Source organism: Faecalibacterium butyricigenerans (genome assembly GCF_020687345.1).
Lineage (GTDB): Bacteria > Bacillota > Clostridia > Oscillospirales > Ruminococcaceae > Faecalibacterium > Faecalibacterium butyricigenerans.
Genome location: NZ_JAJEQL010000002.1, coordinates 67,487 through 83,027, shown reverse-complemented (window position 1 = coordinate 83,027; position 15,541 = coordinate 67,487). Strand labels below are relative to the sequence as shown.

At 61.3% G+C, this 15,541-nt stretch carries 9 protein-coding genes; 2 read left to right on the top strand and 7 right to left on the bottom strand.

What is annotated here, in order from left to right; translation table 11 throughout:
• Positions 1-86 precede the first annotated feature (86 nt).
• A complete protein-coding gene (locus LKD23_RS01400) occupies positions 87-317 on the bottom strand; it encodes a hypothetical protein (protein ID WP_227620021.1) in 231 nt (76 codons plus the stop codon).
• Positions 318-595: 278 nt separating this feature from the next.
• On the opposite strand from LKD23_RS01400, the gene LKD23_RS01395 reads away from it, so the two are divergent.
• Complete coding sequence (locus LKD23_RS01395; RefSeq protein WP_227620020.1) at positions 596-1,207, top strand: sugar transferase; 612 nt, start codon at positions 596-598, stop codon at positions 1,205-1,207.
• A 75-nt stretch (positions 1,208-1,282) separates the two neighbouring features.
• Positions 1,283-2,617, top strand: coding sequence for an aspartate--tRNA(Asn) ligase (gene aspS, locus LKD23_RS01390; protein WP_227620019.1), 1,335 nt, complete (start codon positions 1,283-1,285; stop codon positions 2,615-2,617).
• Between the two features lie 63 nt (positions 2,618-2,680).
• On the opposite strand, the gene LKD23_RS01385 is transcribed toward aspS, so the two are convergent.
• The 6 genes from LKD23_RS01385 to gdhA form a co-directional block, all read right to left on the bottom strand.
• Positions 2,681-5,257 carry a heavy metal translocating P-type ATPase gene (locus LKD23_RS01385; protein WP_227620018.1) on the bottom strand — a complete coding sequence of 859 codons (2,577 nt, stop codon included), beginning with the start codon at positions 5,255-5,257 and terminating at the stop codon, positions 2,681-2,683.
• Between the two features lie 40 nt (positions 5,258-5,297).
• Positions 5,298-5,645 carry a metal-sensing transcriptional repressor gene (locus LKD23_RS01380; RefSeq protein WP_227620017.1) on the bottom strand — a complete coding sequence of 116 codons (348 nt, stop codon included), beginning with the start codon at positions 5,643-5,645 and terminating at the stop codon, positions 5,298-5,300.
• Between the two features lie 233 nt (positions 5,646-5,878).
• Positions 5,879-7,357, bottom strand: coding sequence for a glutamate synthase subunit beta (locus tag LKD23_RS01375; RefSeq protein ID WP_227620016.1), 1,479 nt, complete (start codon positions 7,355-7,357; stop codon positions 5,879-5,881).
• A 13-nt stretch (positions 7,358-7,370) separates the two neighbouring features.
• Entirely contained in the window at positions 7,371-11,906 is a 4,536-nt protein-coding gene (gene gltB / locus LKD23_RS01370; RefSeq protein ID WP_227620015.1) for a glutamate synthase large subunit, read from the bottom strand.
• Positions 11,907-12,179: 273 nt separating this feature from the next.
• Positions 12,180-13,781, bottom strand: a complete 1,602-nt coding sequence (gene hcp, locus LKD23_RS01365; RefSeq protein ID WP_158397159.1) for a hydroxylamine reductase — start codon at positions 13,779-13,781, stop codon at positions 12,180-12,182.
• A gap of 129 nt (positions 13,782-13,910) precedes the next feature.
• Complete coding sequence (gene gdhA, locus LKD23_RS01360; protein ID WP_227620014.1) at positions 13,911-15,263, bottom strand: NADP-specific glutamate dehydrogenase; 1,353 nt, start codon at positions 15,261-15,263, stop codon at positions 13,911-13,913.
• Positions 15,264-15,541 lie beyond the last annotated feature (278 nt).

Below are 15,541 nucleotides of genomic sequence, written 5' to 3'. Positions count from 1 at the left end.
TCAAGAGCTTTTCGTCGTGCCGTGCCGCAGGGCAGCCCCTATTATTGAGTTACACACCAAGGAATTGGCTGTGTAGCTCAATTTTTTTATTCCTCATGCTCGCTCTCGTCGGTATTGTTAGTCTCGTAATGCCAGCCTCGTTTGTTGAGGCCGCGGGGCATCTCGCCCAGACCGTAGACGATGTCCTTTTCCTGCATGGTGTATGTCCAGCCGTCGCCATCCGGCGTCAGAAAGGGGACAGGGCCGGTCTCGACGGGCAGGTTCAGCACCACGCTCTCAGTAGGGAAGGGAGTCCCGAACACAAAACGCTTTATCATAAACAGCGTGTTCCTCTCAGTCAGAAGTTGTTTTCGGAAGCGGGGCGCGCCGGGCGGCGGGTCAGAAGACCGCCCGGACGGTGCGCAATGCTGAGGAAAACCGCTTTTTGGCCTCTACCAGTATGGTACGCCCTCCAGCCCGGCAGAGCAAGAGAGAAAACCGTCAGAACGATACAACAAAACCGGCATTTTCGCCGGAAAGGAGGGCGCGGGGCTTGTTTGGGCAGGGGGAAATGGTATATAATAAGAATATTCTAGTGTATAAGGGGAGAATCATCATGTATCAGAAAGGAATCAAGCGGCTGCTGGCCGTGGTGCTGTCGGCCTGCGGGCTGCTGGTGCTGTCGCCGCTGCTGCTTCTGCTTTGCCTTGCCATCAAGCTGGACTCACCGGGGCCGATTTTCTTCCGGCAGAAGCGGGTGGGCATCCATAAGAGCTATTTCAACATCCTCAAGTTCCGCACCATGCGCATCGACACCCCCCACGATATGCCCACCCATCTGCTCCACGACCCGGAGCAGTATATCACCCGGGTGGGCCGCTTCCTGCGCAAGACCAGTCTGGACGAGCTGCCCCAGCTGTGGAACATCCTCGTGGGCGATATGGCCGTCATCGGCCCGCGTCCGGCGCTCTGGAATCAGTACGACCTGCTGGCCGAGCGGGACAAGTACGGGGCGAATGATGTCCGCCCCGGTCTGACCGGCTGGGCGCAGATCCATGGCCGGGACGAGCTGGAGATCACGGAAAAGGCCAAGCTTGATGGCTGGTATGTGGAGCATATGAGCTTCTGGCTGGATGTCAGATGCTTTTTCGGCACCATCAGGGCCGTGGCCGACCACGACGGCGTGGTGGAGGGCGGCACCGGGACGCTGCACGAGGAAGAAAAGTGATTCGTCCTTTCTCTTGATTTATCCCTCGAAAAGCGTATAATAAAACAGTATACAAGACACAGAAGGAGGATTTCCATGGAACGCACCTATATCAATGAGGTACAAAAGGAAATTGGCAGCACGGTCAAGGTGCAGGGCTTTATCGAGAACCTGCGCAACAGCAAGTATATGGCCTTCATCGTGCTGAAGGATATTACCGGCAAGCTTCAGATCACCGTCGAGAAAGAGGATCACCCCGAGCTGGTGGATACCATCGACAAGCTGACCCCGGACTCGGTCATCACCGTCACCGGCAAGGTGGTGGAGAACGACTATGTCAAGATGGGCGGCATTGAGATGATCCCCTCGGCCATCGAGATCGAGAGCATCGCCGACGCACTGCCCATCGTCCGCAAGGAGATCGCAGCCACCAAGAAAAAGAAGGCTGTGGAGCGTTCCAGCATCGACCAGCGCATCGACTACCGCTGGATCGACCTGCGCACTGACGAGAATCAGCTGATGTTCAAGGCACAGAGCTGCTTCGTCAACGCCATGCGCCAGTTCCTGCTCGAGCGTAACTTCATCGAGATCCACACCCCGAAGCTCATCGCTGCCGCCAGCGAGAGCGGCTCTGAGGTGTTCAAGGTGGACTACTTCGACCGCAACGCCTATCTGGCCCAAAGCCCTCAGTTCTACAAGCAGATGGCGATGGCTGCCGGCTTCGAACGCATCTTCGAGACCGGCCCTGTCTTCCGCGCTGAGAAGAGCTACACCAACAAGCACTCCACCGAGTTCTCCGGCTTTGACCTCGAGTTCAGCTACATCACCTCCTACAAGGACGTCATGAAGATGGAGGAGGAGCTGCTGACTGCCGGCCTCAAGGCCGTCAAGGAGCAGTACGGCGACCAGATCAAGGAGCTGTTTGGTCAGGAAGTCGTCGTCCCCACCACTCCGTTCCCCGTGGTCAAGCTGGCCGACCTGTACAAGGCTCTGGAAGAGGAGTTCGGCTACACCGTCGATGAGTCCGAGAAGGGCGACCTGACCACCGAGGCCGAGCGCCTGAGCTACGACTGGGTCAAGAAGCACTACGGCCACGAGTTCCTGTTCATCACCGACTACTCCGCCGAGAAGCGTGCATTCTACCATATGCGCGACGAGAACGGCGTGCCGCAGGGCTATGACCTCATCTGGCGCGGCGTGGAGATCACCACCGGCGCACAGCGTGAGCACCGCTATGAGGTGCTGAAGAAGCAGGCAGAGGAAAAGGGTCTGGCCGACGACGTCAAGTTCTATCTGGAGTTCTTCCAGTATGGCTGCCCCCCGCACGGCGGCTTCGGTTTGGGCATCGACCGCCTGACCATGCTGCTCTGCGGCCTGAGCATCAAGGACGCCGAGTTCCTGTTCCGCGGCCCCAACCGTCTGACTCCGTGATCTGAAACATAACAAAAAAGCCAGTGCACGACTTGTGCGCTGGCTTTTTTGGCGTCTTATGGCTTACTGGATGCCGGTGACTTTATAGTCCTGTGCCTCGACTGCATTCTTGAGCACGTCGTCGGCCACATCCTCGGTCAAGGTGACGACGGCGGTGCCGTCGGTGTGACTTGCCACGGCTTCAGAGACGCCGGGGATGGCCTCAAGAGCCTTTTTCACACGGGCCTCACAGTGGCAGCACATCATGCCTTCAACATTCAGGGTCTTTTTCATGGGATCGTCCTCCATTTTGCCATCGGGCGCTTCGGTGTCCGATGGCGTATTATTTTCTGCCGCAGGCTGTGCAGAAACAGCTGCGGGGGAAGCTTTTTTGTGGTCGTGCTCGGTGCTGTGCAGGTCGAACAGGTTCAGCCGCAGGGCGTTGCTCACGACGCAGAAGCTGGACAGGCTCATAGCGGCAGCACCGAACATGGGGTTCAGCGTCAGGCCGAAGGGGATGAACAGACCCGCTGCCAGCGGGATGCCGATGATGTTGTAGATAAACGCCCAGAACAGGTTCTCGTGGATGTTCCGCAGGGCAGCGCGGCTGAGGCGGATGGCGGCGGGCACATCCGAGAGTCTGGAGTTCATCAGGACGACATCGGCAGCGTCGATGGCCACATCGGTGCCTGCGCCGATGGCGATGCCGGTGTCAGCACGGGTCAGGGCGGGGGCGTCGTTGATGCCGTCGCCTACCATGGCTACCTTGCCGCTGGACTGAAGCTGGCGGATGACAGCCTCCTTGCCGTCGGGCAGGACGCCCGCGATGACCTCGTCCACGCCCGCCTGTCGGCCAATGGCGTCGGCGGTGCGCTGGTTGTCGCCGGTGAGCATCACCACCCGGATGCCCATATTCTGGAGCTGCCGGATGGCCTCGGGGCTGTCCTCCTTAATGGTGTCGGCCACGGCAATGACGCCCAGCAGATGGCCTGCGCCGCCGAAGAAGAGGGGCGTCTTGCCCTCAGCGGCCAGCTGTTCGGCCTGTTGTGTCAGTGCGGCAGGCAGGGAAAGTTTCGACTGGATAAAGGATGCGCTGCCGCCGAAGATGTCCACGCCGTCCAGCTTTGCGGCCAGACCGTTGCCCGGCAGGGCCGCAAAGTCTGTGACCGTCGGAGGCGTGATGTCCTTTGCCTCGGAGCAGGCCAGAACGGCCTTGGCCAGCGGATGCTCGCTGCGGCTTTCCAGTGCGGCGGCCAGCGTCAGCAGCTCGGTCTCAGAGACGCCCTCGGCGGGCAGCAGGTCAGTGACCCGGGGCGCACCCTCGGTGATGGTGCCGGTCTTGTCCAGCGCCACGATCTGAGTGCGGCCTGTGGCTTCCAGCGAGGCGGCGGTCTTGAAGAGGATGCCGTTCTTTGCGCCGAGGCCGTTGCCTACCATGATGGCCACGGGGGTCGCAAGACCCAGCGCGCAGGGGCAGCTGATGACCAATACAGAAATGCCCCGGGCCAGCGCATAGCCCAGCTCACGGCCCAGCAGGAGCCAGACGATGGTGGTGAGGACGGCGATGGAGATGACCGCCGGGACAAAGTAGCCCGATACGGTGTCGGCGATCTTGGCGATGGGAGCCTTGGTGGCGGCGGCATCGCTGACCATCTTGATGATCTGGGACAGGGTAGTGTCCTCGCCCACGCGGGTAGCCTCGCAGCGGAGGAAGCCCGACTGATTGGTGGTAGCGGCGCTGACCCTGTCGCCTGCGGCCTTATCCACCGGGATGCTCTCGCCGGTCAGGGCGCTCTCGTTCACGGCGCTGACACCCTCCAGCACCAAGCCGTCCACAGGGATGTTCTCGCCGGGGCGGACGACGAAGATGTCGCCCTTCTGCACGTCGGCGATGGAGACGGTCACTTCCGCGCCGTCCCGTACCAGCGTGGCGGTCTTGGGAGCCAGCTTCATCAGGCTCTTGAGGGCGTCGGTGGTCTTGCCCTTGGAGCGTGCTTCCAGCATCTTGCCCACCGTGATGAGGGTCAATATCATGGCGGCCGACTCGAAGTAGAACTCCATCATATAGTGCATGACCAGCGCATCATTGCCGTGGAGCTGGGCGTCGGTCATTGCAAAGAGGGCGTAGGTGCTCCACACATAGCTTGCCATGGAGCCGAGGGCCACCAGCGTATCCATGTTGGGGGCACCGTGGATGAGGCCTTTGAAGCCGCTGATGAAAAACTTCTGGTTGATGACCATGACGATGCCAGCCAGGATCAGCTGGACAAGGCCCATGGCGATGTGGTTGCCGTCGAACCAGTGAGGCAGGGGCCAGCCCCACATCATGTGGCCCATCGAGAAGTACATCAGCACCAGCAGGAAGCCCAGCGAGGCGATGAGACGGCGTTTGAGCTTGGGGGTCTCGTGGTCGGCCAGTGCGTCGAGGTCGGCATTGGTGTCCGGTGCCTTATGGGCGGCGTCCGACTTGGGGCTTGCACCATAGCCTGCCTCCTGCACCGCCGAGATGATGGCGGCAGGGGAGGCAGTGCCCTCCACGCCCATAGAGTTGGTCAGCAGGCTCACCGAGCAGCTCGTGACGCCCGGCACCTTCTTTACGGCCTTTTCCACCCGGGCAGAGCAGGCCGCGCAGCTCATGCCCGTGACATTGTATTGTTCCATTGTAGATTCCTTTCCGCTGCATAAGATGCCCGGAATGGGGTCATTTCATGAGCTTGGGCAGCAGGGTCAGCAGCTCGTCCAGCTTTTCACTGCTGTCATTCCGCAGGTCGTCAGCCACGCAGGTGCGGACGTGCTGGCCCAGCAGCTCCTTCGAAAAGCCGTTCAGTGCAGCGTTCACCGCCGCTACCTGCACCAGAATATCGGTGCAGTAAACGTCCTTTTCCACCATTGCGCGGATCCCGCGCACCTGACCCTCGATGCGGCTCAGTCGGTTGACGAGGGCACGGTACTCCTCGGGAGTGCGGTCCTTGTGGCGGCAGCAGGAGGGGGCAGTGTCCTTTTCGGCAGGCGCAGCGGCGCAGCAGGGCTTCTTTTCAGCATCAGTCATAGCAGATAGCTCCTTTCTGGGTAGTTCAATGCAGGAGGACGTACCCTGCGGGGGTAAGCCTCCCGATGATTTGATTTTACCACTTAGGGGTATCTTTTGCAAGCAGATAGAACACACTGACTGTGAAAATTTTGTGAAATCAGGAAACTGGAGAAACAGAAACGGGAGCCTCCTGCAAAGGAAAGCTCCCGTTTCTGTTTAGGATAGGAAAGAGAATGTCAGAAGTAGGGGGGTCACAGGTTGGTGTAACCCATCAGATAGCGGTCTACCTCGGCGGCACAGTCGCGGCCCTCTCGCAGACCCCAGACGATGAGGCTCTGGCCCCGGCGCATATCGCCGCAGACGAAGACTTTATCCACATTGGTGCGGAAGCTCTGGTCGGCCACATTGCCCCGGGCGTTCCGCTCCACGCCGAATGCCTCAGCGACATAGTCCTCACAGCCCACGAAACCGGCGGCGATGAAAGCCAGCTGGCAGTCGTAGGTGAACTCCTCGCCGGTGGGCACCATGCTGGTGCGGCCGGTGTCGGGGTCGCGCTGGGGCTTCAGATAGGAGATGACCGCGCCGGTCAGATTTCCGGCCTCGTCCTTCAGGAACTCCTTCACGGTGGTCTGGTAAACGCGGGGGTCCTTGCCGAACTTGGCGAGGCACTCGGTCTGGCCGTAGTCCACCTTCAGCACCCGGGGCCACTCGGGCCACGGGTTGTTCGCCGCACGCTCCTTCGGGGGCTGGGGCATCATCTCCAGCGCCATCAGGTCGGTGCAGCCCTGCCGCAGGGCCGTGCCCTGACAGTCGTTGCCGGTGTCGCCGCCGCCGATGACGAGGACATTCTTACCTGCGGCGCTGATGGCCTTGCCGTCGGCAAAGCTGCTGTCCAGCAGGCTCTTGGTCACGCTGGTGAGGTAGTCCACCGCGAGATGGACGCCCCGGGCATCCCGGCCGGGGACGTTCAGGTCCCGGGCCTTCTTTGCGCCGCAGCAGAGGACGATGGCGTCGTAGCTCTTGAGCAGCTCGGCGGCATCCACGGCCCCGCCCACGTCCATGTTGGTGCGGAACTCCACGCCTTCGGCCTGCATGATCTTGATGCGGCGCTCGATGACGGATTTGTCCAGCTTCATGTTGGGGATGCCGTACATCAGCAGACCGCCCACCCGGTCGGCCCGCTCAAAAACGGTGACGGCGTGGCCGCGGATGTTGAGGTACTCGGCCACCGACAGGCCCGAGGGGCCGCTGCCGATGACGGCCACGCTCTTGCCGGTGCGGGCCGGGGGCGGGGCGGCGTGGAGCCAGCCCTTGGCGTAGCCCGTCTCTACGATGGCGTGCTCGTTCTCCCGGACGGTGACGCTGCTGCCGGTCACATCGCCGCAGGTGCAGGCGGCTTCGCAGAGAGCCGGGCAGACCCGGCTCGTGAACTCCGGGAAACGGTTGGTGGCCCGCAGACGGCGGAGTGCCAGCTCCCACTTGCCCTGATACACGAGGTCGTTCCACTCCGGGATGAGGTTGTTCAGGGGGCAGCCGGAGGCCATGCCGCCGATCATCATGCCGGCCTGACAGAAGGGGACGCCGCAGTCCATGCAGCGTGCCGCCTGCGTCTGCTGCTCCTCCCGGGAGAGCCAGATGTGAAATTCGTTGAAATTCTCGATGCGCTCCAGCGGCGGAACATCCGTGCTGGTCTTGCGCGCGTAATCCATAAAACCAGTGAGTTTTGCCATGATGTTCCCCTCCTTACTTCTTCTTCTGCACGGCGTAGAATGCTTCGATCTGCGCCTGCTCGCCGTCGAGACCCCGCTCCTCCATGGAGGCGATGACCCGCAGCATATGGTCGTAGTCGTAGGGGAGAACTTTCTTGAACTTGGGCAGGAACTCGCTGAAGTTGTCCAGGATCTCCTTGCCGCGGGGCGAGCCGGTCAGCTCGACGTGCTCCCGGATCAGCTCCTTCAGGGTGGCGACATCGTATTTGTGCTCCACCGGCTCGAGGCTGACGGTCTCCTTATTCACCCGCTGGTAGAAGTCCCAGTTTTCGTCCAGCACATAGGCGATGCCGCCGGTCATACCGGCCGCGAAGTTCTTGCCGGTCCGACCCAGAACGACGACGGTGCCGCCGGTCATGTACTCGCAGCCGTGGTCGCCCACGCCCTCGACGACGGCCACAGCGCCCGAGTTGCGGACACAGAAGCGCTCACCGGCCACGCCGGAGACGAAGGTCTTGCCGCTGGTGGCACCGTAGAGGGCCACGTTGCCGATGATGATGTTGTCCTCGGGCTTGAAGGTGATGCCCTCGGGCGGGCGGACGATGAGCTTGCCGCCGGACAGACCCTTGCCCATGTAGTCGTTGCAGTCGCCGGTCAGCTCAAGGGTCAGGCCCTTGGGAATGAACGCGCCGAAGCTCTGGCCGCCTGCGCCGGTGCAGTGGACGGTGTAGACGTCATCCGGCAGGTCGCTGCCATACTTGCGGGTGATCTCGCTGCCGAAGATAGCACCAAAGGCGCGGTCGGTGTTGGAGACCTCCAGCTTGACGCTCTGGGGGGTCTTGCTGGACAGCTTGAACTTCTTCATCAGCACCTTCATGTCCAGCGTGTCTTCCAGATGGAAGTCATAGGTGTCCTCTTTCTGGAAGTGGACGTTGCTGTTGACGATGGCGGGGTTGTGCAGGATGCAGTCGAGGTCCATCTTGGCCAGACGGCTTCCGGCAGGGGCGGGCTTGACGTGGAGCAGGTCGGTGCGGCCCACCAGCTCGTCGATGGTGCGGATGCCCAGCTTTGCCATGTACTCCCGCAGCTCCTGCGCCACGAAGGTCAGGTAGTTGATGATGTATTCGGGCTTGCCGCGGAAATGCTTGCGCAGCTCGGGGTTCTGGGTGCAGATGCCCATGGGGCAGGTGTCGAGGTTGCAGACACGCATCATCACGCAGCCCATGGTCATCAGCAGGGAGGTGCCGAAGCCGAATTCCTCCGCACCCAGCATACAGCTGATGGCGACATCCCGGCCGGAGAGGAGCTTGGAGTCACTCTCGATGCGCACGCGGGTGCGCAGGCCGTTCAGGATCAGGGTCTGGTGGGTCTCGGCGATGCCCAGCTCCCAAGGCAGACCAGCGTCCTTGATGGAGTTGCGGGGCGCAGCGCCGGTGCCGCCGTCATAGCCCGAGACGAGGATGACCTGTGCGCCGCCCTTGGCCACACCGGCTGCGATGGTACCGACACCGGCCTCGCTCACCAGCTTGACGTTGATGTTTGCGTGACGGTTGGCGTTTTTGAGGTCATAGATCAGCTCTGCAAGGTCCTCGATGGAGTAGATGTCGTGGTGGGGCGGGGGAGAGATGAGGCCCACGCCGGTGGTGCTGTGGCGGGTCTTGGCGATCCACGGATACACCTTCGCGCCGGGCAGGTTGCCGCCCTCGCCGGGCTTTGCGCCCTGTGCCAGCTTGATCTGGATCTCCTCGGCGGAGACGAGGTATTTGCTGGTGACGCCAAAGCGGGCAGAGGCCACCTGCTTGATCTTGGAATTGCTCTCGCTGTGATAGCGCTCTTCCGGCTCGCCGCCCTCGCCGGTGTTGCTCCGGCCGCCGAGGCGGTTCAGGGCGATGGCGATGGTCTTGTGGGCCTCGCTGCTCAGTGCGCCGTAGCTCATGGCTGCAGCCTTGAACCGCTTGACGATGGAGCTGACCGGCTCCACCTCGTCCAGCGGGATGCCGCCATCGGGGGCGTAGTTGAAGTCCAGCAGGCTGCGCAGATGGATGCCGTTCCTGCCCATGTTGTCCACAGTGTGGGTGAACTGCTTGAAGGTGTCGTAGTCGCCGGTGAAGCAGGCCTTCTGGAACAGGTGGATGGTCTGAGGGTTGAACAGGTGCTCTTCCTTGCCGCTGCGGAATTTGTGGGCACCGCCGTCCTCCAGCTGCATATTGATGTCGAGGCCCAGCGGGTCGAAGGCGGCGTTGTGGAGGGCCTCCACGTCTGCCTGAATGTCCTCGAGGCCGATGCCGCCCACGCGGCTGACCGTGCCGGTGAAGTACTTGTCGATGACATCCTTGGAGATGCCGACGGCCTCAAAGATCTGGCTGCTCTGGTAGCTCTGGATGGTGGAAATGCCCATCTTGGAGGCGATCTTCACGATGCCGCCCAGCACAGCCTTGTTGTAGTCGTCCACGGCGGCGTAATAGTCCTTGTCCAGCAGGCCGTCGTCGATGAGCTGGCCGATGGTCTCATGGGCCAGATAGGGGTTGACGGCGCAGGCACCATAGCCCAGCAGGGCGGCGAAGTGGTGCACCTCGTGCGGCTCGGCGCTCTCGAGGATGAGGGCCAGTGCGGTGCTCTTCTTGGTGCGGATGAGGTACTGGGACACAGCCGACACCGCCAGCAGGCTGGGGATGGCGACATGGTACTCGTCGATGTCCCGGTCGGACAGGATGATGATGTTCGCGCCCTCTTTGTAGGCACGGTCCACCTCAAGGAAGACGCGGTCGATGGCTTTTTCGAGGCTGGTGTTCTTGTAGTAGTTGATGGAGACGGTGGACACCTTGAAGCCCGGCACATTCATGTACTTGATGCGGAGAAGGTCGGTGGAGGTGAGGATGGGGTTGTGGACCTTGAGCACCTTGCAGTTCTCGGGCTTATCCTCCAGCAGGTTGCCGTGTGCGCCCACATAGACGCTGGTGGAGGTGACGACCTTCTCACGGATGGCGTCGATGGGCGGGTTCGTCACCTGTGCGAACCGCTGCTTGAAGTAGTTGAAGAGCGGGGGGTGCTGGCCGCTGAGGACGGCCAGAGGGGTATCGGTGCCCATTGCGCCGGAAGGCTCTGCGCCCTGACGCGCCATCGGCAGGATGAGGGTGCTGATGTCCTCGTACTTGTAGCCGAACACCTTCTGCAGACGCAGCAGGTCGTCGCCGGTATAGCTGGGGGTCTTGACATTGGGGATCTTGAGGTCTTTCAGCTGGACGAGGTTGCGGTCGATCCACTCGCCGTAAGGTTCGCGGCTGGCGTAGTACTCCTTCAGCTTTTCGTCGTCCACGACCTCGCCCTTGAGGGTGTCCACAAGCAGCATCTTGCCGGGGCGGAGACGATCCTTCACCAGAATGTTCTCCGGCTCACAGGGCAGCACGCCCACCTCGGAGGAAAGGATCATCCGACCATCCTTGGTGATGTAGTACCGGCTGGGACGCAGGCCGTTGCGGTCCAGCACCGCGCCCACCACGTCGCCGTCGGAGAAGAGGATGGCCGCCGGGCCGTCCCACGGCTCCAGCATGGTGGCGTAATACTGGTAGAAATCCCGCTTTTTCTGGCTGATGTTCTTGTTGTTCTCCCACGGCTCGGGAATCGTGATCATGACGGCCAGCGGCAGATCCATGCCGTTCATCACCATGAACTCGAGGGCGTTGTCCAGCATGGCGGAGTCCGAGCCGGAGGTGTTGATGATGGGCAGGATCTTGTTCATGTCCTCCTTCATGATGGGGGAGGAGATGGTCTCCTCGCGGGCCAGCATGGCGTCGGTGTTGCCCTTGATGGTGTTGATCTCGCCGTTGTGGAGGATGAAGCGGTTGGGGTGGGCGCGCATCCAGCTGGGGTTGGTGTTGGTGGAGAAGCGGCTGTGCACCATGCCGATGGCGGACTCGTAATCCTCGTCCTGCAAGTCGAGGTAGAACAGGCGCAGGTCGTGGACGAGGAACATCCCCTTGTACACGATGGTGCGGCTGGACAGGCTGGGCACATAGGTGCCGTTGCTGGCCTGCTCAAAGACCCGGCGGACGATGTAGAGCTTGCGGTCGAAGTCGATGCCCTTGCTCACCTTGGCGGGCTTTTTGATGAAGCACTGCCAGATGGAGGGCATACAGTCACGGGCTTTCTGACCCACGGCGTCGGGGTCTACGGGCACGGCGCGCCATGCCAGAAACTCAAGGCCCTCTTTGCGGGTCACAAGCTCGAACAGCTTCATGGCCTGCGCCCGCAGATGCTCGTTCTGGGGGAAGAAGAACATACCCACGCCGTATTCGCGCTCGTTGCCGAGGCTGATGTTCAGCTCGTCGGCCACCTTCGTGAAGAAGCGGTGGCTGATCTGCAGCATGATGCCGACGCCGTCGCCGGTCTTGCCCTCGGCGTCCTTGCCAGCGCGGTGCTCAAGGCGCTCCACGATGGACAGTGCATCGCTGACGGTCTGGTGGCTCTTGCGGCCCTTGATGTCCACCACCGCGCCGATGCCGCAGGCATCGTGCTCGAACTGGGGGTCATACAGGCCGAGTGGTCGTTTTTGCTCCGTGAAATTTTCCATAGACTTTCCCATCCTTTTTCGATTTTCCGGGGGTTTATCCTAGCAGTGCTGCGGCACAATCCGCAGCGCCCCTCTGTGCCGATAAAAAGAAAAGGCGTCCCAGATGGGTCGGCAAAGACACATCTGGAACGCCCTTGTTCCGGATAACAACACTATTATACAAAGGTGTTGAAATAGATTCAAGTGACAGCTGCACCAAAGCTGGGTACACGGCGACGGTTCTTCTTGTGAAAAACAGACACGCAGAGTAGGAAATAGTATGCCTTTTCCGGCTCAGTGCCGGCCCAGACAGGCGGCAAGATCGTCCTCCGGCGTGGTGATGGGCCGGAGGTCATACTTCTCCTGCAAAACAGCGGCCACCCCGGGGGAGAGGAAGGCGGGCAGGGTGGGGCCGAGACGGATGCCCCGGATGCCCAGCGCCAGCAGGGCCATCAGCACACAGACCGCCTTCTGCTCGAACCAGCAGAGGATGATGGAGAGGGGCAGCTCGTTGACCGAGCAGTCAAAAGCTTCGGCCAGACCCAGCGCGATCCGGATGGCACTGTAGGCGTCGTTGCACTGGCCCACGTCGAGGATGCGGGGCAGACCCGCCACCGTACCCAGCGGCAGGTCGTTGAGCCGGAACTTGCCGCAGGCCAGCGTCAGGATGACGGTGTCGGGCGGGGTCAGCTTGGCAAAATCCGTGTAGTACCGGCGGGAGGGGCGGGTGCCGTCGCAGCCGCCGATGAGGAAAAAGTGCCGGATGGCACCCTCGTGGACGGCTTGGACGATCTCCTCCGCATGGCTCAATACGGCATGGTGGGCAAAGCCGGTGGCGACCACACTGCCGCCGTTCATGCCCGGGATGAGGGTGTCCTCTGGGTAGCCGCCCAGCTCAAGCGCCTTGGCAATGACCGGCGAAAAATCCCGGTCCTCCCCGATGTGGGTGACGCCGGGATAGGAGACGACAGAGGTGGTGAATACCCGGTCGGCATAGCTGGGCCGGAGGGGCATGATGCAGTTGGTGGTGAAGAGCACCGGTGCAGGGATGTCCTCAAACTCCCGCTGCTGGTTCTGCCATGCGGTGCCAAAGTTGCCTTTCAGATGAGGAAAGCGCTTTTTCAGCTCCGGGTAGCCGTGGGCAGGCAGCATCTCGGAGTGGGTGTAGACATTGATGCCCTTGCCCTCGGTCTGCTCCAACAGGCACTTGGCGTCGTAGAGGTCGTGGCCGGAGATGACGATGAAAGGCCCTTTCTCGATGGTCAGGGACACCTCCACCGGCTCCGGGTCGCCAAACGCGCCGGTGTTGGCCTTGTCCAGCTCAGCCATGACCCGGTAGGCCATCCGCCCGGTGTCCTCCACCAGCTGGAAGAGCTTGTCCTTGTCCCGCTCCTGTGCGATGGCCCGCAGCGCCGTGCAGAAAAACAGGTCGATCTCGCCATCGGTATAACCCAGCACCCGCGCGTGGTAGGAGTAAGCTGCCATGCCGCGCAGCCCAAAGAGGACAAAGGAGCACAGGCTCTTCCGGTCGGGGTCCGGCTCCTGCCACAGCTTCTGCATATCGTAGTCGGACACTGGTGCAGGTGCAGGGCTGGCCGAGGCAAAGGCTTCCTGCTTGGCCTTCCAGACCTTATCGGTCAGCTGCGCCACCGTCTGGGGGTCGAAATCAACATTGGTGATGGTGGTGAACAATCCTTCCGTCAGCAGGAGTGCCTGCGGGGGCCGGATGGGTCTGCCGATGTCCAGCAGCAGGGTGGCAAAGCCGATGAGTGCCCCGGTGAGCTTGTCCTGCGCGTCGGCTGTCTCGGCTGATTTGCCGCAGACACCCGCTTTTCCGGTGCAGGCCGTGCAGTTTGCCGCCTGCTCGCATTGATAACAGAACATCATTTCGTCCATGCAAAAACCTCTTTTCGTTTGATGAAAGGAGTATGAGCGGGGCGGCAGACGGTTATGCAGGCAGGCGGGGCAAACCAAAAAAAGCCGCACCCTCGCGGATGCGGCCCTTGCTGTTTTTTGGGGAAAAGCTTAGTAGGTGATGCCCTGAGCCATCATAGCGGTGGCGACCTTCAGGAAGCCGGCGCAGTTTGCACCGACCATCAGGTTGCCCTCGGAGCCGGCGGCCACGGATGCATCGTAGGAAGCGTGGAAGATGCCCTCCATGATGCCCTTCAGCTTTGCATCGACCTCCTCAAAGGTCCAGCTCAGACGCTCGGAGTTCTGGCTCATCTCCAGACCGGAGGTAGCCACGCCGCCGGCGTTGGAAGCCTTTGCGGGTCCGTACAGAACGCCGTTGGACAGATAGACCTCGATGGCCTCGGGAGTGCTGGGCATGTTAGCGCCCTCGCAGACCACGGTGCAGCCGCCCTTCACCAGAGCCTCTGCGGACTCCTTGTTGATCTCGTTCTGGGTAGCGCAGGGCAGGGCGATGTCGCAGGGGACAGTCCAGACCTTGGTGCAGTCAGCAACATAGGTCGCATCCTTGTGGGTCTCAGCGTACTCCTTGATGCGGCCGCGGCGGACTTCCTTCAGATCCTTGACGTAGGCCAGATCGATGCCGTTGGGGTCGTAGACATAGCCGTTGGAGTCGGACATGGTGACGACCTTGGCACCCAGCTGGGTGGCCTTCTCGCAGGCGTAGATGGCGACATTGCCGGAGCCGGAGATGACCACGGTCTTGCCCTCGAAGCTGTCGTTGCGCATACACTTCAGGGCCTCAGCGGTGAAGTAGCACAGGCCGTAGCCGGTGGCCTCGGTACGGGCCAGAGAGCCGCCGAAGGTCAGGCCCTTGCCGGTGAGCATACCGCCCTGAAAACTGTTGGTCAGGCGCTTGTACTGGCCGAACATATAGCCGACCTCGCGGCCGCCGACGCCGATGTCACCGGCGGGGCAGTCCACGAACTGGCCGATGTGGCGGTACAGCTCGGTCATGAAGCTCTGGCAGAAGCGCATGACTTCCATGTCGCTCTTGCCGTGGGGGTCGAAGTCAGAGCCGCCCTTGCCGCCGCCCATGGGCAGGGTGGTCAGGCTGTTCTTGAAGGTCTGCTCAAAGCCGAGGAACTTCAGGATGCCCTGATTGACAGAGGGGTGGAAGCGCAGGCCGCCCTTGTAGGGGCCGATGGCGCTGTTGAACTGGACGCGGTAGCCGCGGTTCACCTGAACCTTGCCCTGATCATCGACCCAAGGCACACGGAAGGAGATGATGCGCTCCGGCTCGACCAGACGCTCGATGAGGCCGGCCTTCTCGTACTCGGGGTGCTTCTCCACGACGGGCTGGATGCTCTCCAGCACCTCACGGACAGCCTGCAGGAACTCAGGCTCGTTGGCATTGCGCTTCTCGAGGCCCTCGTAGACACGCTTCAGATATTCATTCGTCAGCATAGTAAGATACTCCTTTTCCCTTAACTCTATCGTGTAGCTCTATCATGAGGCTCCGGCTCTCCCGTTTCCGCGGCGAGGACAGCGAACCTCAGCACACTTCGTTATTATAAAGCTTTATCCGCCGATTTACAAGATGGCCCGCCCTGCAAAAGCTGGAAAATCTTTCAAAAAAGCTACGGAAAAGATGAACATACTTCACAAAAAAGAACAGGTGCTTCAAAAAGCGGCGATAACGCATGATTTTGCGAAAGAATAAAAATCCCCCTGCACCGGCCCGG

What these genes read in the sequence shown, in the direction of transcription:
- aspS (WP_227620019.1), top strand. Translation starts at nt 1,283, where the DNA reads ATGGAACGCACCTATATCAATGAGGTACAAAAGGAAATTGGCAGCACG.
- gltB (WP_227620015.1), bottom strand. Translation starts at nt 11,906, where the DNA reads ATGGAAAATTTCACGGAGCAAAAACGACCACTCGGCCTGTATGACCCC.
- LKD23_RS01395 (WP_227620020.1), top strand. Translation starts at nt 596, where the DNA reads ATGTATCAGAAAGGAATCAAGCGGCTGCTGGCCGTGGTGCTGTCGGCC.
- LKD23_RS01380 (WP_227620017.1), bottom strand. Translation starts at nt 5,645, where the DNA reads ATGACTGATGCTGAAAAGAAGCCCTGCTGCGCCGCTGCGCCTGCCGAA.
- hcp (WP_158397159.1), bottom strand. Translation starts at nt 13,781, where the DNA reads ATGGACGAAATGATGTTCTGTTATCAATGCGAGCAGGCGGCAAACTGC.
- gdhA (WP_227620014.1), bottom strand. Translation starts at nt 15,263, where the DNA reads ATGCTGACGAATGAATATCTGAAGCGTGTCTACGAGGGCCTCGAGAAG.
- LKD23_RS01385 (WP_227620018.1), bottom strand. Translation starts at nt 5,257, where the DNA reads ATGGAACAATACAATGTCACGGGCATGAGCTGCGCGGCCTGCTCTGCC.
- LKD23_RS01400 (WP_227620021.1), bottom strand. Translation starts at nt 317, where the DNA reads ATGATAAAGCGTTTTGTGTTCGGGACTCCCTTCCCTACTGAGAGCGTG.
- LKD23_RS01375 (WP_227620016.1), bottom strand. Translation starts at nt 7,357, where the DNA reads ATGGCAAAACTCACTGGTTTTATGGATTACGCGCGCAAGACCAGCACG.